Below are 20,168 nucleotides of genomic sequence, written 5' to 3' on the forward strand. Positions count from 1 at the left end.
AGACCACATGCATTTCGTATACGTTGAATATGACTACAGAATAGGAAGCCGAATCCTCTCTCATAAGTGAATCAACATATTTTCGGAAGATCATAAGAACTCCGCCGTCTTCCGGTACTCCCTAAGAAATCTGCTAAATACTCTAACTCTGCTATTAGTTCATGGTCTGCATGGGCTGGAGGAGTTTGACCATGATCATCATGTGATTGCAGGATTCTTTCGTCACCAATCCATGTTCCCTTCCATTTATAATCTTCATTTTGATTGATTCTCATCCAATCATTGATTCGATCGTCAACCCAACCATGCACTTTCCAAAAAATCGGATTCACATGAGCAGCGTATTCATCACCTAACCAGTTATACTCAGGCTGGTTCCACATATCATCTATAGGATCTCCTAATTTGGGCTCGGTCATATATCCAACTTTTGATTCTTCTGACCAACGTATGTGCATACTGTTGTGAATTGTAAATTCAATATCAGAGCCAAGCTGCCCCATCGTTACACTACTTAAATAGTCGGGATCAGTAAATTTGTTTTCAAGTCCTGAAAAATAACTCCAATATCTATCAACAGATTTTTCCAACTCGATTCTTTCCCTTGGTACACGATGACTTTCATAAACCGGCAAAATAGGATACAGTTGATCCAAAGGTTTGGGAAGGCAACTCCAGCCTTGAACCCAAGGATAGTTAATCTCACCTTCACATACTAAGATTTTATTGACCATCATGATCATTGTTCTATGCATGTAAAGGAAGTCTTCACCAGAATCATTATCCCGTTTAGGGTTTCCATCGGCATCAAGGGCAGGCCGTGGCGGCACCCAATTTGGATGAGTCTCACATAATTTTTCACGTTCTTTACAGTCAAGTCCCTCCCAAGAGTTTCGAAACCCATGCCAAAGATAATGCCATAAACGATGTTTTTTTGAAGCCATTGCTGTAATAACTGCATTTGGCAATGGTGACCGACCCATTAGTTAAACCTCCTACAAAATTAAATTCTATATTTAAATCCTTTCTACTTTTTTAACTGCTATAAAGGATTAGTATTATTATGAAAACGATCGTAAATTCACCTTTATAACCTATAATATTCCATATACTATAAACATGTTCGTCCCTATTACGCTTTTGTTATTACGTTAGCAACTGCAGAAGTGCTAACCCCTGAAAATTCTCCAAACTATTAGTTAACCTATAGACTAAGGTATTTTTTTATTATCTGTGGTAAGGTTAAATATGTTATAAAGTTTATTAGAGAAAAACACGAAAGAAGATGGTCTCATGCCCACTAACAATACACCCAATAGATTAATCAACGAAAAGTCACCATATCTCCTTCAACACGCCCACAACCAGTAAACTGGCACCACTGGGGAGAAGAAGCCTTCGAAAAAGCAAAACGCGAAAACAAGCCGGTTTTGGTCAGTATCGGCTATTCGACATGCCATTGGTGCCATGTCCGTATAGCTACACAGCCACAAATGGAATCGGCATTCCAATAAATGTCGGAAGGTTGCTTTGTTCAACATTGAATTTAGAGAGCCTAATCATTCCACAAACGCCGTATGCAAGTGCACATAACATTCCGATAAAAGGCAGTGTCGATAAAGTCATACTATAAGCAAGCATAGATGGAGCTATCCCGAAGATAACTAAGTCTGCAAATGAGTCTAACTCTCTCCCTATATCAGAGACGGCATCCAGCTTACGTGCAATCATGCCATCGAAGATATCCAAAATTAAACCTGTGAAAATAAAAATCACTGCAGAATAAATATCGAGAAATAATAATGAATAAATAGCCAAAAGTCCACAAATAAAGTTTCCTATTGTAACGATACATGGTATATAGCTCAAAACGTCCTCTCCGTTTCAGTCAATTATTATTGTTCCTATTTAAGACCCCAATCTGCTATAAAAAAATTATAAACAGACCGTACGGTTTATTATAGACTAGGAGAGGATTTTTAAATTATAAAGCTCTGAGTTTACAATACAATAATTACCTACACCAATAATATTCTAACTAATACCTTTAATAAAAATCTTTATAGCCTCTTTTATTAGCCCTTTTTTTTGTTGGATGGAATCATTTCGATATAAAGTATCTAAACTGTAAAATAACCCAGAAAGAATTTTTGAAGTGATTTGTATGTTATCAATAACCCAACTTCTATCGTTGATGCCTTCACTCAAAATATCTTCTATAATCACATAATATTGTTCGTCTAATTTAGTTAGTCGTTCTACTACCTCTTTAGATGAAAAAGCACTAGCAAAAAATTCCTCGCTGGCATTTAATAGAGAATAATTAATATTGGTTTCAATCATAAATTCTGCTAAACCGTACATTTTTTCAATCGCATTTTTATATTGCCCATTTTTTTCTGTCCAAACATCGATCCATTCTTGAGTGTCTTTTTCCATAATGTGCAGAAATAAAAACTCTTTTCCTTTAAAATGATGATAAAGATTCCCTTTACTAATGTTGGCTGCAGTTAGAATGTCTCTTATAGACGTTTCTGAATAGCCTTTTTTTGCAAATAAATCGCGAGCAACATCTATCAACTCTTTTTTTGTCTTTTCACTTTTTCTTTTTCCCGGTGAATTACTTGTCATACTTCCTATCCTTTCATTATAGCGTCTTTACTCAGTCATCTTCTGTCATTTTACCATATTTAAATCAAAACACGTTCTCCCTTTAATATTTCTGAAAACCTAGAATTGAAATATATAATGATTCCCGCTATTAACAAACAATTCCCGCCACTAACATAACTGTATGAATATGGATTCCCATGGCAATTACTAGAGTAATAATAGCAAAGGCCACAAGGTTAAATCCATGAGATGCTAAAAACACAATGCTCATGCCCTTCCCATCATATCCGGTCGTGTACTTTCTTGGACTATTGTATAAAACGGGATAAAGATTAGCATAGTACTAAACTAAATCCAATTAGTACTGAAAAAATGTAAGAATAGCCAGGCCATTAGCTTGACTAAACAGAATCATGAATAAGTAAAACCAACTAATGATGGGGAGTTTAACTCATTTATAACATACCAGGATACCGTTATTAAATACATACTGTAACCAAGCATAGTAAACATACCTGCCAGAAAAACAAAACTAAAAGTTCAAGACTTTAAGAGCGATTTCGTGTAGACTACTTGATTTTCTGAAATTGTGAAATCTTCTCACCTTAATTATACAAACCGATCGGTTTATTATTATTGCGTGATTTTTGATTTTATTCCTTATAAAACTATGTGTCTAAAATATAATTCAGTAAATACATTTGATCAATAAGGAGATGATTATTATGATTAAAATAAAACCGACAAAAGTTATAATCATATCTTTATCAAAAAAACAGTTAAAAGAATTCTTTTTTTGTCCTTTACTTTCCAAAAAAATAATCTCTGAAAATAATTTCAAATTCAAGAAAAATCATATCGGCACAGTAAGATAAAGAAGATACCACAGCCACAGGGTATCTTCTTTTTTATTGACAGTCACTTGTTCATTGTTTCTTTATTATCATGTATAGTGCTTACTGTACTTTCAGCAACACTAATTGGATTTTTATAGAGGTCAAAATCAAAGAACATCGGTTCGTTCTCTATCTCAGCCATTTTCCTGACTTTTTGAATTCTTGGTTTGCGATCGAATTCAAAATAATAATAGGCATCCTTATAATCATGTTCGGACATTAATTTAGATAAATACATTGCATCTTCAAGTGCAAGGGACACGCCCTGACCTGTCATGGGAGAAATGCCATGCAAAGCGTCACCAATTAATACGACTCTATTCTTTGACCAACTTTTTAATGGTTTAAATTCAAATCGGCTTCTTACATGTATTTGACTTGAATTTTCAATCATACTAGAGATAGGATCACTCCAATCTTTAAATAATCTTAGCAACTCTATCCTCAGTTCTTCGGACGTCTTTTGTTCTAGCTCCTTCGAAGAAACTTTTCGATCTGAAAAAACAAAAGACAACCAATGATAGTTCTTTATATCTCCAGAATGACATCTTGCAATCATCATACTATTGTTTCCTTTTGAATAAACTACAAGCTCTTCATAATCCTTACCGCATAAATCCTTCGAAGAAACAATTCCTTGAATAATTGAATAGCCCGCATAAACCATGGAACATTGGTTAAATATATTTTGTCTTATCTTTGAATGAATACCATCAGCTCCAATTAGTTCAGTTCCTGTCTCTTGCGTTCCATCCTCAAAAAAAGCTGTAACCGAGGTTTCATCCTGATGCAAATTTATTAGTTTTTTTCCGTAATGAATACAAACTCCCTCATCTTGTGCTTTTTCGAACAATATGCTCATTAAATTTGATCTAGTAATGTATTGCATTGGGTAATAATTATTGTCTTCATCAACGAGACTAATAGTTGACATGACAGTCCCATACATATTGTACATTTCAAAGTTTTTAATGCTCCAACTATTTCTTAAAACTTCTTGTTTTAAACCGATTTCTTCTAACACATACATTCCATTTGGAAAGATTCCAAAAGCAGCACCAGCGTCTTTTTTAATTGGATAACTTTCATAAACGGATGAACTAATCCCTTGTTTTTTCAAAAAAATCCCCATTGCTACTCCAGCAATTCCACCACCAATAATTAAAACATGTTTTTCTTTCACTTTTATCACCCTCTCTTCAAACAGACCGTTCGGTTTATATTTTAGACGGTTATAGTTAACAAACACAATAGGTCGCATTCCCCTATTTATGGATATTATCTAAAGATAGAAAAAAACATGCACTAATCCCATCTGCTTTAAAAATTAGGGACTGGATTTCAGACATGTGCAATTCTTTTGCAACTGAACACCAATAAAGGTATTTCAAGTTATTGGGACTGTGTTAGTTATATTAGGCGTTTTAACCGCTTCGGGGGTAATACGTATTCCTAAGTACAATACTAGAACAGTCAGCTATATAAAGAAATAGGGATTATTTTTGAGAAAGTGTGTTAAGTTAAATATACACTAATTATAGAAAGAAGGTGATCCCATGCCAAACAAAAGTAAACCCAATAGATTAATCGCTGAGAAGTCCCCATATTTACTTCAACATGCTCATAACCCTGTTGACTGGCACCCGTGGGGAGAAGAAGCCTTCGAAAAAGCGAAACGCGAAAACAAGCCGGTTCTTGTCAGTATCGGCTATTCGACATGCCATTGGTGCCATGTCATGGCCCATGAAAGCTTCGAGGATGAAGAAATTGCGCGCCTTCTCAATGAACGGTTTGTGGCGATTAAAGTCGATCGGGAAGAGCGGCCGGATGTGGATTCTGTTTATATGAGAATCTGCCAGCTGATGACCGGACAGGGCGGCTGGCCGCTGAATGTATTTATTACGCCTGATCAGAAGCCGTTTTATGCGGGTACATATTTTCCAAAGACGAGTAAATTCAATCGTCCCGGTTTTGTTGATGTGCTTGAGCAGCTTTCTGAGACGTTTGCGAACGACCGCGAGCATGTTGAAGATATTGCGGAGAATGCCGCTAAGCACCTGCAGACCAAAACAGCTGCTAAATCAGGTGAAGGCCTCAGCGAATCAGCAATTCACCGGACATTCCAGCAGCTTGCCAGCGGGTTTGATACGATCTACGGCGGCTTCGGGCAGGCGCCGAAGTTCCCGATGCCTCATATGCTGATGTATTTACTTCGTTATTATCACAATACAGGGCAGGAGAATGCTTTATACAACGTGACGAAAACGCTGGACAGCATGGCAAATGGCGGCATATTCGATCATATCGGCTATGGATTCGCCCGCTACTCGACCGATGATGAGTGGCTCGTACCCCATTTTGAAAAAATGCTGTATGACAACGCATTGCTGTTGACCGCTTATACAGAAGCATATCAGGTTACGCAAAACAGCCGCTACAAAAAGATTTGCGAGCAGATCATCACATTCATTCAGCGAGAAATGACCCATGAAGACGGAAGCTTTTTCTCCGCTTTAGATGCAGACACAGAAGGAGAAGAAGGAAAATACTATGTGTGGTCTAAGGAAGAGATCCTGAAGACACTTGGAAACGATCTCGGAAGGCTGTATTGCCAAGTGTATGACATCACTGAAAAAGGCAATTTTGAAGGTAAAAATATTCCCAACCTCATTCACACAAGGCGGGACCAAATCAAAGCTGATGCTGGTTTAACCGAGGAAGAGCTCAGCCTCAAGCTTGAGGACGCGAGACAGAAGCTTTTAAAGTCACGAGAAAAAAGAACCTATCCGCATGTCGATGATAAGGTGCTGACGTCATGGAACGCGCTGATGATCGCTGGTCTCGCCAAAGCAGCAAAGGTATACGAGGAACCGAAATATCTCAGCTTAGCGAAAGACGCTATCACCTTTATTGAAAACCATTTAATCATCGACGGCCGTGTGATGGTCCGGTATCGAGAGGGAGAAGTGAAAAACAAAGGTTTCATCGACGATTACGCTTTTCTCCTCTGGGCTTATCTTGATCTCTATGAAGCTTCGTTTGATCTTTCTTATGTACAAAAAGCGAAGAAGCTGACAGACGATATGATCGGCTTATTTTGGGATGAGGAACACGGCGGATTCTATTTCACCGGACACGATGCAGAAGCTTTAATCGTTCGTGAAAAAGAAGTATACGACGGCGCCGTTCCTTCTGGAAACAGTGTGGCAGCCGTTCAGCTTCTCCGTCTTGGACAGGTTACAGGCGACTTATCACTGATTGAAAAAGCGGAAACGATGTTCTCCGTATTCAAGCCCGAGATCGATGCGTATGCAAGCGGACATGCTTTCTTTATGCAAAGCGTATTGAAGCATATCATGCCTAAAAAAGAAATCGTTATTTTGGGGAGCGCAGACGATCCAGACAGAAAACAAATCATAACGGCACTGCAAAAAGCCTTTATTCCCAACGACTCCATTTTGGTGGCGGAGCATCCAGATCAATGTAAAGACATTGCGCCATTCGCGGCAGAATACCGCATCATAGAAGGCAAAACAACCGTGTACATTTGTGAAAACTTTGCTTGCCAACAGCCGACAACAAATATTACACAAGCCATCCAAACGTTAATAAGCAGCAGGGATTAAGACCCTTGCTGCTTACTTTGTGATTTCTTATGGTACCATAAAGCGATTCCCGCAAAAATAAGATTGACCGCTATCGTAATTAAAGCTTCCCACATTGGGTTCCCCCGAATAACCGTAAATAAAGAAGGAATTCCTCCATACACACTGTTTTTTTCTGTAATAAATATACACAAAAACATATTATTCGCGGCATGGGCGCCAAGTGAGATTTCAATACTGCCTGTTTTAATCGTATAATAGGTCCATACAAAACCAAAGGTTAAATACTCAATTCCTGCCCAGACAGCGCCATTGTTCATTTCTGGATTCGCAAAATGCAAAACGCCAAACAAGCCTCCGACAATCAAAGTTAAGATAAGCGGGTTTTTCGTTATTCTCCCGAAAGCTTGAAGCAAAAACCCTCTGAAGAACAGTTCTTCCGCTGATGTTTGAAACGGAACCAAAATGAGGGCCGCCGCCAGAAGCCAGGTAAACCGTGAAGCATTAAAATCCTGTACGGAATAGCTGTCAGGATGAATCGCGAAATCAAGCAATTGTACGGCAATCATCAACAAGAAATAAGCGATAAAACCAAAGAAAATTCTCCGCCAATTGATCTTTGAATTTGGTGTGATGATCGTTCGAAAAGGACGTTTGAGAATAAAGCGCACAGCCAGCCACACCCCTGGAATGGCAAATAAATAAATCACATGAGCCAAATAAAGATCAACCAGAGGATCGCTCAGCACAGCTTCATCCAAATCAAACGTGATATCAGGATTCACAATAACTGTAAGCAGAATTGCGAAAAGGTAAGCAATATTCCCAAATACATATAAACCTACCATCACCAAAAAGGCGAAAAAATATCTCCACAATGTATTATTTCCTTCTATAGGACGGATAAATGAACTCATTCCTTCTATGTCTCTTCCTTTCCCTGAGAATATGACTATATATTTGCATAAATCAATCTATGAATCTACGGTTTTACATATCTTTTAAGCGAAAAATAATAGAAAAAGCCCGAATTTAATTCTTCGATCTAGTGATTTGAACTCTGTCGCCAATGAATCAAGATACTTATAATATTTTCAAGAGAGAGATTTCAGTCTTTTCTTACTACTGAAAAGGAGTTTTATTATGAATACAATCTTCAAACAGAAGAATACGCACCCCTTCTCAAACGCAGCAAATCGTTTAGACCGCCTTCCGATTTCTCGTGTTCACTTCCAAGTGTTAACTGCTCTTGGCATTGTTTATTTCTTTGATTTGGCAGATTTATTTACTCTCAGCAATGTAGCGCCGGCACTGATCGAGCATTGGGGCATTCCGCTTTCAACCATCGCCAATGTAACAGCAGCTTCATTTTTAGGCATGTTTTTAGGCGCGTCAATAGGAGGAAGGCTATCCGATCAAGTTGGCCGAAAAAAAGCCTTACATCTATCTGTATTTGTTTTCTCAATCGCATCGCTATGCAATGCCGTGGCATGGGATATCCCGTCTTTAATGGCGTTCCGTTTTCTCACCGGGTTTGGTGTCGCAGCGGCCATGGTCATTACAAATAGCTATTTGGCAGAATTTTTCCCTTCCAGGGTTCGCGGGAAATATATTTCTTTCTGTGCGATGATTGGATTGATCGGCGTTCCGATTACCAATATTGTATCCGCCTTCGTCATTCCGCTCGGTTCGTGGGGTTGGAGGCTCGTATTTGTATGGGGAGGTGTCGGTCTTATTTACTTTTTCTTCATTCGCCGTCTCGAAGAGTCCCCCCGCTGGCACGAAAATCGTGGTGAATATGCAAAAGCTGATGCGATTCTTAACAGGGTTGAGGCTCAGGTCGCACAAGAGAAAGGGCCGCTTCCAGCACCTGTTCAGCCTAAAACAAGCGGAACCGTTCAACCGCATGCGGGTTATGCTGGATTATTGAAAGGAAGAAATCTAAAAATCACGATCGTTTTATCGGCCGTATGGATTTTTGAAACGTTTGGTTTTTACGGATTTGCCTCATGGGTTCCAAGCCTGCTAAAAAGCAATGGCATCTCAATGGAAAATACGTTGTGGTATAACGTCCTGCATTCCGTTGGCGCTCCGCTTGGCGCATTGCTTGGTTCCATGATTTCTGAATCATTTCAAAGAAAATGGATTTTAGCCGCCAGCGCATTTTTGACAGCCATCGCCGGCCTCTTATACGGCATGACTTTTATTCCGCTCATGATCGTTGTGTTTGGCTTTATCGTGAATATCACAGAACGGGTTTTCACCTCGAACTTATACGCTTATACGTCTGAACCTTATCCGACTGAATATCGCTCAACTGGCAGCGGTTTAGCCTATGGCCTCGGCCGCTTTTCAAACATTTTCGGCTCATTGCTCGTCGGGTTTATCGCCGTTCAGCTCGGCTATGTCAGTGTCTTCTTATTTATCGGCGGCTGCTGGCTCGCATGCTCTGTTCTGTTAATCTGCTTCGGTCCTAATACGAATGCAAAACAAATATAAAAACATCAGTGCGGATCTGCCGCACTGATCTCTTTGCAATTCCTTCAACACCCTCGCCTACAACGCTTCGAGTTAATGACGTCCGATCCAGACCACACATATCTAAAATAACACAGCCTCCTGTATGAATCGTGACTTGATCACCACCGAACCGAAGAGTCTCCTTCAGAAGCTCCGTGTGCACCGACCCAGCTTATAAATTATCTCTCTTGCTTGCGTTCCAGCAGGGGTTGTTGATCTTCTGGATTATACACATCTCCGGCTGCCATTTTTTCTTTTTCTGACCTCAGCATTCAAGTCACTCCAGAGGTCAGATTGTAATCTCGATCAAATTTCCTTCACCATCTTCAATCACACTTTCATAGTAGCCGTCTCCTGTTGTCCGCGGGCCGTTTACAACTATGAATCCATCCTTCTTCAATCGATCAGTCATTTCATCAACCTTCTCTTTGCTTCCAACGGAAAAGGCAATATGCGCCCAGCCTGTCATCGTTTGTGAAGGCGTATCAGTCACATTTCCTTTTTTCATGATTTCCAGTCGTGCGCCAGAATCAAACGTAATAAAATAAGACTTAAAACCTTTTTTCTCATTATGATATAGATCATTCGCTTTGCCGTTAAAATATGTTTCATAAAAAGACTTCATTCGTTCTAAATCTTTGACCCAAATTGCTGTATGTTCTATCCGCATTTCTTTCTCCTCCTTCGCCTTTAATGAAGTTATAAAGTATGAAATGCATTTCAGTTCAAGCTTTTTTATTAAATTGATGCTGAATTTTAATATCATTTTATCAAAGCAGGGGTGATCGCCTTAAGGCAGGATCACCCCCACCGTATTGATTTTTCGGCGGATGAGATTGATTGCGGTTCGAATTGGTGTATAATCTAACTCCTTGATGACTTGATGAACGAGCTTTCTCTTATACGGATGGTGATTCAATACACGTGAAACAGTCGGAATAGATACATTCGCCATATCATTCTTCCTTTTCCATATAAAAAAGCAGTAAGGTGAAAATCCTTACTGCTATCTCATCATATATTAATCACAAGTTCAACGGGACAATGGTCGGAACCCATGACATCCGCAGATATGCTGGCATCCTCAATTTGTTCCTTAAGTCTTTCAGAAACAACGAAATAATCGAGGCGCCACCCGATATTTCTATCCCGAGCGCCGGCACGATACGACCACCAGGAATAAGCGCCTTCAAGATCAGGATAGACATGACGGAAGGTGTCAGTAAATCCAGCTTCTAAGAAACGAGTGAATGCCCCTCTTTCTTGATCAGAAAATCCAGCATTATTCCGGTTCGCCTTTGGATTTTTCAAATCGATTTCCTGATGAGCAACATTCAAATCGCCGCATAATATGACTGGCTTTTCCTTATCTAATTCAAGAATATAAGATAATAAGGCCTCTTCCCATTGCATGCGGTAATCAATCCGCTCCAACTCTCTTTTGGAATTGGGCGTGTAAACGGTCATTACAAATATGTTTTCAAATTCCAGCGTAATGACTCTGCCTTCTTGATCATGCTCTTCTATTCCGATACCGTACATGACACGCAGCGGCTCTTGTTTTGAAAAAACTGCCGTGCCCGAATATCCTTTTTTTACAGCATAGTTCCAATACACATGATAGCCTTCAGGCTGAACATCAACCTGGCCGTCCTGTATCTTTGTTTCCTGAAGACATATGATATCTGCATCCTCTTCCTTCAGATAAGAAAAGAAATCCATCTTTCTCATGACAGCCCGCAGGCCGTTTACATTCCAAGAAATCAGCTTCATATTTGTTTCATCCCCCCTATAAAAAAGAGCAAGAACCCGAAGGTCCTTGCTCTTTACGTATCAGCTTACTCACCAGTTACGTATGGAAGTAAAGCCATTTGACGAGCGCGTTTGATCGCTGCAGTCAATTTACGTTGGTATTTAGCGTTTGTTCCAGTTACACGACGTGGTAAAATTTTACCGCGCTCAGAAACAAACTTTCTAAGAAGATCTACGTCTTTGTAGTCGATGTGCGTGATACCGTTAGAAGTGAAATAACACACTTTACGGCGTTTCGCACGACCGCCTCTGCGTCCTCCTGCCATTGTCATTTCCCTCCTTTCTGTTTAAGATTAAGCGATATTCTCATTAGAATGGAAGATCATCATCCGAGATGTCAATCGGTTTGCCGTCGTTGGCAAACGGGTCATCATTAAAGCTGTTTCCCTGATTTCGTCTCTGGTTGTTGTTCTGATTTCCCCCGAATGGATTATCATTTTGGCCTCCGCCAAAGTACTGGCCTCCGCCGCTGTTTCCTTCGTTGTATCCACCTGAACCAGAACCGCCGCCGCTTTTAGGCTCAAGAAACTGAACACTTTCAGCTTGAACTTCGGTCACGAAGACACGCTGTCCTTGCTGGTTTTCATAGTTTCTTGTTTGTAAACGGCCATCTACGCCTGCAAGGCTTCCTTTTTTCAGGAAGTTCGCAACGTTTTCGGCTTGTCTTCTCCAAGTGACACAATTAATGAAATCGGCCTCACGTTCTCCGGACTGGTTCGTAAATGTACGATTCACAGCAAGAGTAAACGTGGCAACAGCCGCACCGTTTGGCGTATAACGAAGCTCTGGGTCTTTTGTCAGTCTTCCGACTAATACAACTCGGTTAAGCATAAGAAAGACCACCTTTTACCATTATATATTTCAAAATTGCTTATTCTTCTTCTTTAACAACAATGTGGCGAATGATATCATCACTGATCTTAGCTAGACGGTCAAATTCTTGAACTGCCGCAGCATCAGCTTGAACGTTTAAGATTTGGTAGAAACCGTCGCGGAAATCGTTGATTTCATAAGCAAGACGACGTTTACCCCAATCTTTTGTTCCAGTGATCTCCGCACCGTTAGAAGTCAGAACGTTGTTGAAACGCTCGATAACTGCTTTTTTAGACTCATCGTCAATGTTTGGGCGGATAATGTACATAACTTCGTACTTTCTCATCTGTTTGCACCTCCTTTTGGACTAAGCGGCCCATAATGGGCAAGGAGCAATAATTCTATTACTCACAATTTTATATTATACCAAAGCTCTTGTCCCTTTACAACTGCATCCTATACATTAAATCGGAAATGAATAACATCTCCATCTTGGACCACATATTCTTTCCCTTCGAGACGGACTTTTCCTGCTTCTTTCGCTCCTGCCATACCGCCGCCCGCAAGGAGATCCTCATAAGCAACAGTTTCTGCACGAATGAAGCCGCGTTCAAAGTCACTATGAATAACTCCTGCACACTCAGGGGCTTTCATGCCTTTTTTGAATGTCCAAGCTCTGACTTCCTGTTCTCCGGCTGTGAAATAGGTTGCAAGTCCAAGAAGAGAGTATGACGCTTTAATCAGCTGGTCAAGACCTGATTCTTCAATGCCAAGCTCTTCAAGGAACATTTGTTTTTCTTCACCGTCAAGCTCGGCGATTTCAGATTCAATTTTCGCACAAACAACGATAACTTCCGCATTTTCGCCAGCAGCGTATTCACGAATTTTCGCTACATTTTCATTGCCAGACGGATCAGCCACTTCATCTTCACTTACGTTGGCCACGTACAAAATAGGCTTAGAAGTTAATAAATGAAGCTGCTTTACAAGCTTTTGCTGCTCTTCAGTGAACTCAATAGAACGCGCAGGCTTTTCACTCTCAAACGCTTCTTTCAGTTTAGACAGAATCTCAAACTCAAATACAGCGTCTTTATCCTTTTGCTTTGCAAGTTTGCTGACGCGTGTTAACCGCTTTTCAACTGTCTCCATATCAGCAAGGATGAGCTCAAGGTTGATTGTTTCAATATCATCGATAGGATCAACTTTTCCGGAAACGTGTGTAATGTTGTCATCAGAAAAGGCACGGACAACGTGGCAAATCGCATCAACCTGGCGAATATGAGAAAGGAATTTGTTACCGAGCCCTTCTCCTTTAGACGCGCCTTTCACAATCCCAGCAATATCAGTAAATTCAAAAGCAGTCGGCACAGTCTTCTTCGGTTTGACCAGCTCAGTCAGCTTTTGCAGACGATCATCAGGTACCTCTACAATCCCCACGTTCGGATCAATCGTACAGAACGGGTAGTTGGCTGATTCAGCACCGGCCTGTGTAATTGCATTAAATAGTGTTGATTTCCCAACGTTTGGCAAACCAACAATTCCAGCTGTTAAAGCCATTCTTTCATCTCCTCTATATAAAACCGTCATTGTATAAACGTATTTTGAACCTAGAGCAATTATAAGGAGGTTCACTGGAAAAGACAAGCTGACAAAACTGTATTTTCAGCCTGTTAATCCCTTTGATTATGCTTTTTTCAAGCCTACTAAACAGTCAAAAAGCGTACTTCCCATTCCATTATCAGAATTTGTATCATTTGTCAGTGCATTGACTGAACCTCCAAATGCTGCCCACATGCCTTCATCTATATTAACCGTCTTCTGATGAGCCTGCTTCAGCACTTTCACCCTGCCCATCAATCGCCCGCGATCATTAAAGATGGCAACTTCGTCTCCATCCCGAAGATTCTGCTCCACCGCGATATCTGGGGAAATTTCGACTTGAATATGCTGAAGTTTTTCAATAAACGGCACATGCTGTGAATGATTGGACCGCTGCGGATGAATAGACAACAGCGTATAAGGGTACTTTTCAGCCAACTCTTCATTATGGAAAACAGATTCTTCGGGCACGTTTAATTGAAGTATACCGCTAAAATTTTTTCTCTCAGCCAACGACGAAGTAAATTCAAATTTTCCGCTTGGCGTTAAAAAACGATAATCATCCCACGGCACTTGCTTAACCGGAAGAGGGAGGTGGCCTTTTTCTTTCAATCGCTCAAGCGTCACACCCTCTGCCTCCAATGAAGAAAGCCCCATTTCCAAGAATTCTTCAGTGCTGTGTTCAAATAGCTCGCCAAATCCAAGGCGCTTTGCAAGCTCTGACCAGATCCAGCTGTCCGACTTCGCTTCACCCTGCGGCTCCACAAGCTTTTTTCCGTACTGAACGTAATGGTGATACATACTGGAATAGTAGATATCCTCTTCTTCAAAAACAGTGGCTGTCGGCAACACATAGTCACACAGCTTTGCCGTATCTGTCATGATGGAATCAATTGCCACAGTCATCGGCGCATTTTCAAATGCTTGTCTTACTTTATTTGTATTCGGCACCTGAGTCAGCGGGTTCCCACACGTTACGATAATCATTTCAATCGCCGGATCAGCCGCCGTCAGCACCTCTTCAGCCTGCGTCATCATAGAAAACGAACGTGATGCTGTTTTTAATTCCGGCAGTGCCAGCTTCGTTTTTGCAAAGCTCTCACCTATTTGGACGTTCCCGAAATTGGCACCGCCGCCTTTTATCCCGACATTTCCGCTTGCAGCGACGAGCGCATCAATCCAGCGAATCGTTTCGCCGCCGTTTTTATAGCGCTGCATGCCAAGGCCCATAAAAGTAGACACCGGGCCATCAGCATACACATCGGCCAGATACTCCAACTCCTCCATAGAAGTTTCTGTTTTTACAATAAACTCATCTAAGGAAACGTTATTCAAAAGCTCTTTCACATCATCAAAACCGACAGAATGCTCAGCAATAAACGACTCATTTGTTCTTCCTGTCTCTATCAGAACCTTCAAAATAGCTGCCGCAAGCCAGCCATCCATTCCCGGCTTTACAGAAACATAGCGGTCTGCAAGCTTGGCTGTCGGGTTGAAGATCGGATCAATCACCGTAATTGTGGATCCTTTTTTCTTCACCTGCTGCAAGTGGTGATATAAGTGCATATTCGTTCGGGATACATTTCTTCCCCACACAACAACATGTTTGCTGTTATAAATATCAAGCGGGCCGTGCCCGTACGAGCGGCCGAAATCCCAGCTTTGTGCCTCGATACCGGAACCCCAGCAAATGCTTCCGACGATTTCAGTTACGCCGCCATATCCATTAAAAAAACGCTGATCTAGCGCTTTCAACAACCCGTTATTCGCATAATCATGGCTGTGCAAAACGGCAGTCGTCTCTGACGTTTCCTTGATCTCCCGAAGCTTATCGGCAATTTCATCAAGTGCCTGCTCCCAGGAAATCCGTACAAACTCGCCATGTTGTTTTTTCATCGGATAGCGAAGCCGCTCAGGTGAATTTGTTTTTGTCTCAAGCATTCTGCCGCGGCCGCAGATTTTGCCTTCTGTAATCGGATGGGTTGGATCGCCATCCACTTTTGTTACCTTCCCGTCTTCAACAGTCACCAAAAAGCCGCAGCTGTCCCAGCAATTCAGCGGACATGCTGACTGACGCACTTTGCTCATCGCCGTCTTCTCCTTACCTACTATATGAAAAAGCATGAGTGCAGGCCTTTCTACGAAGTAGGCTCCTCATGCTTGACAAGTACTTTTTTTAGTTTTCTTTCAAATTCTTTCCTCGGAATCATGACACTGTGAGAACATCCCTCACACTTAATTCGAATATCCATCCCCATGCGTATAATTTTCCAGCTGTTTGCTCCGCATGGATGTGATTTTTTCATTTCTACGATATCATTCAGGCCAAAGTCTTTATCCGCCAAGACCCTTCACCTCTTTTCATAAACTGCTGTATCTATTGTACAAAAAAACTGATCAGAAGAGCAATTAAGATATCCGAAAACAACATTAGCCTTTTATTTCCATTTACTCAAAATAGGATATAACAACAGACAAACTAATAAATATAAATTCAGCATTCCGTATATCGGATACAAAAACGCGATCAAATCAGAAAACCCAAAAGAAGTAAAAGGCACCATTAACGCCAGCAGGATCAGCACAATCATCCACCTCGGCATATGAACAAACGCCATCAGCCGGCTGGACAGCCCCAGCAACCCAGCTACTGTTGTCGTGTAAATCGCTAAGCACAGCACCGCCGTCATGCATAAAAAAAGAAGATAAGGCGCACCCTCCAAAACGGCAAACAGCGGGATTTCAAACTGAGAAAGGGAGCCCGCCAGCTCCACTAACGATTCATTATAAACAAAGGAAATCACGCCAAATATAAGACCGCTTGCTACACTGGCTATTTTGGCTTCCCCGAGTCCTTTCATTTCTTTCCCTACGGAAGATAAAATCGCGACAACTGAAAGGATGTTTAAAGAGGTGAATGTGATGCTAGCAGGCCAGTTGTACTGCCGAGTCAAATCGATCGTCCACGTATGGTGATGGGTGCTTTGAAAGGAGATCAGCGCATACAGCAATCCCACGACTAAAACAGGTATTAAAAAACCGTTTACTGATAATATTCCTTTCACATCCCAAAAAAACAAACACACTGTCACAATGCAAATCAACGCGATTCCCCACCAGAAAGGAAGCTTGTACATTTGCAGAGTTACACCGCCTCCGGCAATCATCACCATAGTCGTTGAAAACAAATAAAAAACGATGAGAACATCATACATTTTTGCCAGCCACGGTCCTACCAAATGCTCTAAAACCGGCAGAAAATGAGTGGATTGAACCTTAAAACTGATTTTCATCACAATATAAGACGAGATCATGAACATGATTGTAAACAGCACAATAGCAAGTCCGCTTTCAGCTCCAAAAAACTGCCATATCTCCTGACCGCTCGCATACCCGGCCCCGATCAGGCTTCCTAATATGAGCAGCATCCACTTCATTCCGGCTCTCCACAACATCATCACCTCATCGCACTGAGTTCAGCTTGTTTCCGTTACTATTACTATATAAATAACTGAAAGCAAACATGCCATATTTTCATAGACAATGGCCACAAGATGAAATTACCATACGAAATACTCATATAAAAGACTGGCAATGCAAGCAGCCCTGACAGATAAATATCGCCACAAAGAATTTCTCATTAGGTGAACCAGTATGAAAACATTGAGAGGAATTAGGATACATTCACACCTCATTGTGGACTAAAGCATGGTCGCATAATACTGACAACCACCCCCTCCTTTAAACAATAACCTCTGTCATACACAAAGCATAAAAGCTCCTGCTGCTGGATATACTGTAAACAACCTTACTTAACAATTCACATAGCAATTCTGTTACTACTATAACAAGGAAGTGAAACCTATGAATCGAAAAAGCGGGCTTTTTTCCTCTCAAGAACGAGTAAAGCAATATGTTTCACATACAGATGCAGCTGCAGCAAAACAAATTCAAACCATTCTTTCTTCATCCTTACGAAAAGCTGCCGGCAAACCAATAATTGTGGTTTGTATCGGTACAGATCGTTCAACCGGAGATTCATTAGGCCCGCTTGTAGGAACGAAGCTCACACAAATGCCTCTCACCAGGTTCCATGTTTACGGAACCTTATCTGATCCAGTTCATGCTGTAAACATGAAAGATAAAATCAATGACATTCATAAATTACATAAAAATCCATTTATCGTGGCAGTGGATGCATGTCTCGGACGCGTCAAAAGTGTAGGATCTTTTCAAATTGGAGACGGGCCATTAAAACCTGGGGCCGGTGTGCAAAAAGACCTTCCTGAAGTCGGAGACCTTCATATTAACGGAATTGTCAATGTGAGTGGTTTTATGGAATACTTTGTATTGCAAAATACAAGACTCAACTTGGTCATGAATATGGCAGATGTTCTTGCTGAAGGATTGAAATTAACAGATCGAACAGAGTGGAGACAGGAACGCCTTACACCACTGCAAAGACTCACTAGACGAATATAAAACAAAAACCATCTTCGCTTGAAAGATGGTTTTTATGATTCTCGTTCAGACAAAAGTTCTAAAATCCGGTCAAGATCTTCGTTAGAGAAAAATTCAATTTCAATTTTGCCTTTTTTCTTTTGTCTTTTAATATTAACCGTTGTTCCAAAATAATTTTGGAGATAGGATTCCCGTTCTTTTAGAACCGCATCTTTTACAGGTTCTTTTTTCTTTGTTTCACGTGAAACATTCTGATTTAATTGCTGAATCAGCTGCTCAAGCTGGCGAACATTAAGCTGCTCCGCAACCACTTTTTGTACAAGCGGTTCAAGCTTATTTTTGTTTTTCAAGCCAAGAAGCGTACGTCCATGCCCCATAGAAAGCGTACCTTCGGCAATAAGCTGCTGAATGTTTTCTGGCAGTGTCAGCAATCTTAAATGATTCGCAATATGCGGCCTGCTTTTCCCGAGACGTTTGGCAAGCTGTTCTTGCGTAAGGTCTAGGTGTTTTAGCAAAGAATCATAGGCCTGAGCCTCTTCAAGCGGTGATAAATCCTCACGCTGGAGGTTTTCCAATAGAGCAATTTCTCTCATTAATGCCTCTGACAATTCACGGATAATTGCCGGAACTGTCTCTAAACCCGCCAGCTTTGCCGCACGAAAACGCCTTTCTCCCGCAACAATATCATAGCCCTTTAAAGATTTTCTAACGATAAGAGGCTGAAGAATGCCATGCTGCAGCACAGATTCTTTTAGTTCAGCTAATGCCTCGTCATCAAAGTGTTTTCTTGGCTGATAAGGATTAGGGCGTAAATCGGCAACTTTAATTTCTTCAACTGTCTCTTCAGACAAATCGACCTGATTAAACAACGCATTAATCCCTTTCCCAAGGCCTTTAGCCATTCACAGCCACTTCCTTTGCTAAGTCTAAGTATACTTCCGCACCTCTTGACCGCGGATCGTATAAAATAATGGGTTTTCCGTGACTCGGTGCCTCACTCAGACGAACATTACGCGGAATAACCGTCTTATATACTTTATCTCTAAAATATTTTTTAACCTCTTCAATGACTTGAATACCGAGATTTGTTCGGGCATCAAGCATTGTCAGCAATACACCTTCAATCATTAAATCAGTATTCAAATGCTTTTGCACAAGACGCACTGTATTTAATAGCTGACTGAGTCCCTCTAAGGCGTAATATTCGCACTGTACAGGAATGACAACGGAATCTGAGGCAGTAAGCGCGTTAATCGTCAGCAGCCCCAATGACGGCGGACAATCAATGATAATATAATCATAATTCTGCTTTACTGCTTCTAGCGCCCTCTTCAGTCTTACTTCTCTTGAAATCGTCGGTACCAGCTCGATCTCAGCTCCGGCAAGCTGAATCGTCGCAGGAATGACGTCCAAGTTCTCTACTGTCGTTGCTTTAATAATATCTATTACATCTGCATCATCTACTAAAATATCGTACACACACTGTTCTACATCGGCTTTTTCAATTCCTAATCCGCTTGTCGCGTTTCCCTGCGGATCAATATCTACCAGCAGAACCCTTTTCCCTATGTAAGCTAAGCATGCCCCAAGGTTAACAGACGTCGTTGTTTTGCCTACGCCGCCTTTTTGGTTCGTAATTGCTATGATTTTTCCCACGATGTCACCTACTTTCACATGAACATGTACTATCTTGATTCTATTCTATCAAAAAAAGGGTAAAGCGTTTCATTTTTTTCATCATTTTGTTTCGTTTTAGAGGGGAAATCACTAGAAATTGAACACCGTTCTATGCTTTCTCTTGAAAATTTTACAATTTTATTGTTTTTTTGAATGAAAAAAGGAATTTCTT

Annotated in this window: 18 protein-coding genes and 5 pseudogenes; 5 read left to right on the forward strand and 18 right to left on the reverse strand. The window is 40.9% G+C overall.

From position 1 onward, the window contains the following. Nucleotides 1-71: 71 nt before the first annotated feature. A complete protein-coding gene (locus AAGG74_RS14250; protein ID WP_429675884.1) occupies nucleotides 72-983 on the reverse strand; it encodes a Tat pathway signal protein in 912 nt (303 codons plus the stop codon). A gap of 310 nt (nucleotides 984-1,293) precedes the next feature. On the opposite strand from AAGG74_RS14250, the pseudogene AAGG74_RS14255 reads away from it, so the two are divergent. Further along, nucleotides 1,294-1,472, forward strand: a pseudogene (locus AAGG74_RS14255) (DUF255 domain-containing protein); the annotation flags it as partial. A 10-nt stretch (nucleotides 1,473-1,482) separates the two neighbouring features. Here AAGG74_RS14255 and pssA read toward each other — a convergent pair. The 3 genes and pseudogenes from pssA to AAGG74_RS14270 form a co-directional block, all read right to left on the reverse strand. After that, a pseudogene (gene pssA, locus AAGG74_RS14260) lies at nucleotides 1,483-1,869 on the reverse strand (CDP-diacylglycerol--serine O-phosphatidyltransferase); the annotation flags it as partial. 165 nt (nucleotides 1,870-2,034) lie between these two features. Continuing rightward, nucleotides 2,035-2,631, reverse strand: a complete 597-nt coding sequence (locus AAGG74_RS14265; protein WP_429675885.1) for a TetR/AcrR family transcriptional regulator — start codon at nucleotides 2,629-2,631, stop codon at nucleotides 2,035-2,037. Between the two features lie 900 nt (nucleotides 2,632-3,531). After that, nucleotides 3,532-4,692 (reverse strand): FAD-dependent oxidoreductase, encoded by a 1,161-nt coding sequence (locus AAGG74_RS14270; protein WP_429675886.1) that lies wholly within the window; start codon nucleotides 4,690-4,692, stop codon nucleotides 3,532-3,534. Nucleotides 4,693-4,879: 187 nt separating this feature from the next. Here AAGG74_RS14270 and AAGG74_RS14275 point away from each other — a divergent pair. Continuing rightward, nucleotides 4,880-5,002 (forward strand): annotated as a pseudogene (locus tag AAGG74_RS14275) (EamA/RhaT family transporter); the annotation flags it as partial. Between the two features lie 63 nt (nucleotides 5,003-5,065). Next, nucleotides 5,066-7,135, forward strand: coding sequence for a thioredoxin domain-containing protein (locus AAGG74_RS14280; RefSeq protein WP_429675887.1), 2,070 nt, complete (start codon nucleotides 5,066-5,068; stop codon nucleotides 7,133-7,135). On the opposite strand, the gene AAGG74_RS14285 is transcribed toward AAGG74_RS14280, so the two are convergent. Then, on the reverse strand, nucleotides 7,132-8,031 hold the full coding sequence (locus AAGG74_RS14285; protein ID WP_429675888.1) for a CPBP family intramembrane glutamic endopeptidase: 900 nt from the start codon (nucleotides 8,029-8,031) through the stop codon (nucleotides 7,132-7,134). The genes AAGG74_RS14280 and AAGG74_RS14285 overlap by 4 nt on opposite strands. Nucleotides 8,032-8,257: 226 nt before the next feature. Between AAGG74_RS14285 and AAGG74_RS14290 the strand changes: the two genes are divergently transcribed. Beyond that, entirely contained in the window at nucleotides 8,258-9,613 is a 1,356-nt protein-coding gene (locus tag AAGG74_RS14290; RefSeq protein WP_429675889.1) for an MFS transporter, read from the forward strand. Nucleotides 9,614-9,688: 75 nt separating this feature from the next. Here the strand turns inward: AAGG74_RS14290 and AAGG74_RS14295 are convergent. From AAGG74_RS14295 to AAGG74_RS14345, 11 genes and pseudogenes are all read right to left on the reverse strand, one after another. After that, a pseudogene (locus AAGG74_RS14295) lies at nucleotides 9,689-9,906 on the reverse strand (acetyltransferase); the annotation flags it as partial. A gap of 17 nt (nucleotides 9,907-9,923) precedes the next feature. Beyond that, nucleotides 9,924-10,304 (reverse strand): VOC family protein, encoded by a 381-nt coding sequence (locus AAGG74_RS14300; RefSeq protein ID WP_162102847.1) that lies wholly within the window; start codon nucleotides 10,302-10,304, stop codon nucleotides 9,924-9,926. A gap of 123 nt (nucleotides 10,305-10,427) precedes the next feature. Continuing rightward, a pseudogene (locus AAGG74_RS14305) lies at nucleotides 10,428-10,589 on the reverse strand (LacI family DNA-binding transcriptional regulator); the annotation flags it as partial. Between the two features lie 59 nt (nucleotides 10,590-10,648). After that, entirely contained in the window at nucleotides 10,649-11,407 is a 759-nt protein-coding gene (xth, locus tag AAGG74_RS14310; RefSeq protein WP_429675890.1) for an exodeoxyribonuclease III, read from the reverse strand. A gap of 65 nt (nucleotides 11,408-11,472) precedes the next feature. Beyond that, on the reverse strand, nucleotides 11,473-11,712 hold the full coding sequence (gene rpsR / locus AAGG74_RS14315; RefSeq protein ID WP_010332656.1) for a 30S ribosomal protein S18: 240 nt from the start codon (nucleotides 11,710-11,712) through the stop codon (nucleotides 11,473-11,475). A gap of 43 nt (nucleotides 11,713-11,755) precedes the next feature. Further along, entirely contained in the window at nucleotides 11,756-12,277 is a 522-nt protein-coding gene (gene ssbA / locus AAGG74_RS14320) for a single-stranded DNA-binding protein SsbA (RefSeq protein WP_039074877.1), read from the reverse strand. 40 nt (nucleotides 12,278-12,317) lie between these two features. Then, complete coding sequence (gene rpsF, locus AAGG74_RS14325; protein WP_014115888.1) at nucleotides 12,318-12,605, reverse strand: 30S ribosomal protein S6; 288 nt, start codon at nucleotides 12,603-12,605, stop codon at nucleotides 12,318-12,320. Between the two features lie 110 nt (nucleotides 12,606-12,715). Continuing rightward, entirely contained in the window at nucleotides 12,716-13,816 is a 1,101-nt protein-coding gene (gene ychF / locus AAGG74_RS14330) for a redox-regulated ATPase YchF (protein ID WP_162102845.1), read from the reverse strand. A gap of 126 nt (nucleotides 13,817-13,942) precedes the next feature. Next, complete coding sequence (locus AAGG74_RS14335) at nucleotides 13,943-15,946, reverse strand: molybdopterin-dependent oxidoreductase (protein ID WP_429675891.1); 2,004 nt, start codon at nucleotides 15,944-15,946, stop codon at nucleotides 13,943-13,945. A gap of 50 nt (nucleotides 15,947-15,996) precedes the next feature. Further along, on the reverse strand, nucleotides 15,997-16,203 hold the full coding sequence (locus tag AAGG74_RS14340) for a DUF951 domain-containing protein (RefSeq protein ID WP_162102843.1): 207 nt from the start codon (nucleotides 16,201-16,203) through the stop codon (nucleotides 15,997-15,999). Nucleotides 16,204-16,296: 93 nt separating this feature from the next. Further along, the gene (locus AAGG74_RS14345) at nucleotides 16,297-17,313 is read right to left on the reverse strand and encodes a YkvI family membrane protein (protein WP_162102842.1); all 1,017 of its coding nucleotides are present in this window, start codon (nucleotides 17,311-17,313) and stop codon (nucleotides 16,297-16,299) included. A gap of 409 nt (nucleotides 17,314-17,722) precedes the next feature. Here AAGG74_RS14345 and yyaC point away from each other — a divergent pair, with 409 nt between their 5' ends. Beyond that, a complete protein-coding gene (gene yyaC, locus AAGG74_RS14350) occupies nucleotides 17,723-18,340 on the forward strand; it encodes a spore protease YyaC (protein ID WP_225493098.1) in 618 nt (205 codons plus the stop codon). 32 nt (nucleotides 18,341-18,372) lie between these two features. On the opposite strand, the gene spo0J is transcribed toward yyaC, so the two are convergent. Further along, nucleotides 18,373-19,221: a stage 0 sporulation protein Spo0J gene (spo0J, locus tag AAGG74_RS14355; RefSeq protein ID WP_429675892.1), complete on the reverse strand. Its 849-nt coding sequence runs from the start codon at nucleotides 19,219-19,221 to the stop codon at nucleotides 18,373-18,375. Continuing rightward, nucleotides 19,214-19,975: a sporulation initiation inhibitor protein Soj gene (gene soj, locus AAGG74_RS14360; RefSeq protein WP_162102839.1), complete on the reverse strand. Its 762-nt coding sequence runs from the start codon at nucleotides 19,973-19,975 to the stop codon at nucleotides 19,214-19,216. The genes spo0J and soj overlap by 8 nt, the downstream gene beginning before the upstream one ends. Nucleotides 19,976-20,168 lie beyond the last annotated feature (193 nt).

The sequence above is a fragment of the Bacillus mexicanus genome, assembly GCF_050445615.1.
Lineage (GTDB): Bacteria > Bacillota > Bacilli > Bacillales > Bacillaceae > Bacillus > Bacillus mexicanus.

Coding starts and splice junctions, on each gene's coding strand:
- AAGG74_RS14250 (WP_429675884.1), bottom strand. CDS start 983: ATGGGTCGGTCACCATTGCCAAATGCAGTTATTACAGCAATGGCTTCA.
- AAGG74_RS14265 (WP_429675885.1), bottom strand. CDS start 2,631: ATGACAAGTAATTCACCGGGAAAAAGAAAAAGTGAAAAGACAAAAAAA.
- AAGG74_RS14280 (WP_429675887.1), top strand. CDS start 5,066: ATGCCAAACAAAAGTAAACCCAATAGATTAATCGCTGAGAAGTCCCCA.
- AAGG74_RS14285 (WP_429675888.1), bottom strand. CDS start 8,031: ATGAGTTCATTTATCCGTCCTATAGAAGGAAATAATACATTGTGGAGA.
- AAGG74_RS14290 (WP_429675889.1), top strand. CDS start 8,258: ATGAATACAATCTTCAAACAGAAGAATACGCACCCCTTCTCAAACGCA.
- AAGG74_RS14300 (WP_162102847.1), bottom strand. CDS start 10,304: ATGCGGATAGAACATACAGCAATTTGGGTCAAAGATTTAGAACGAATG.
- xth (WP_429675890.1), bottom strand. CDS start 11,407: ATGAAGCTGATTTCTTGGAATGTAAACGGCCTGCGGGCTGTCATGAGA.
- rpsR (WP_010332656.1), bottom strand. CDS start 11,712: ATGGCAGGAGGACGCAGAGGCGGTCGTGCGAAACGCCGTAAAGTGTGT.
- ssbA (WP_039074877.1), bottom strand. CDS start 12,277: ATGCTTAACCGAGTTGTATTAGTCGGAAGACTGACAAAAGACCCAGAG.
- rpsF (WP_014115888.1), bottom strand. CDS start 12,605: ATGAGAAAGTACGAAGTTATGTACATTATCCGCCCAAACATTGACGAT.
- ychF (WP_162102845.1), bottom strand. CDS start 13,816: ATGGCTTTAACAGCTGGAATTGTTGGTTTGCCAAACGTTGGGAAATCA.
- AAGG74_RS14335 (WP_429675891.1), bottom strand. CDS start 15,946: ATGAGCAAAGTGCGTCAGTCAGCATGTCCGCTGAATTGCTGGGACAGC.
- AAGG74_RS14345 (WP_162102842.1), bottom strand. CDS start 17,313: ATGTTGTGGAGAGCCGGAATGAAGTGGATGCTGCTCATATTAGGAAGC.
- yyaC (WP_225493098.1), top strand. CDS start 17,723: ATGAATCGAAAAAGCGGGCTTTTTTCCTCTCAAGAACGAGTAAAGCAA.
- spo0J (WP_429675892.1), bottom strand. CDS start 19,221: ATGGCTAAAGGCCTTGGGAAAGGGATTAATGCGTTGTTTAATCAGGTC.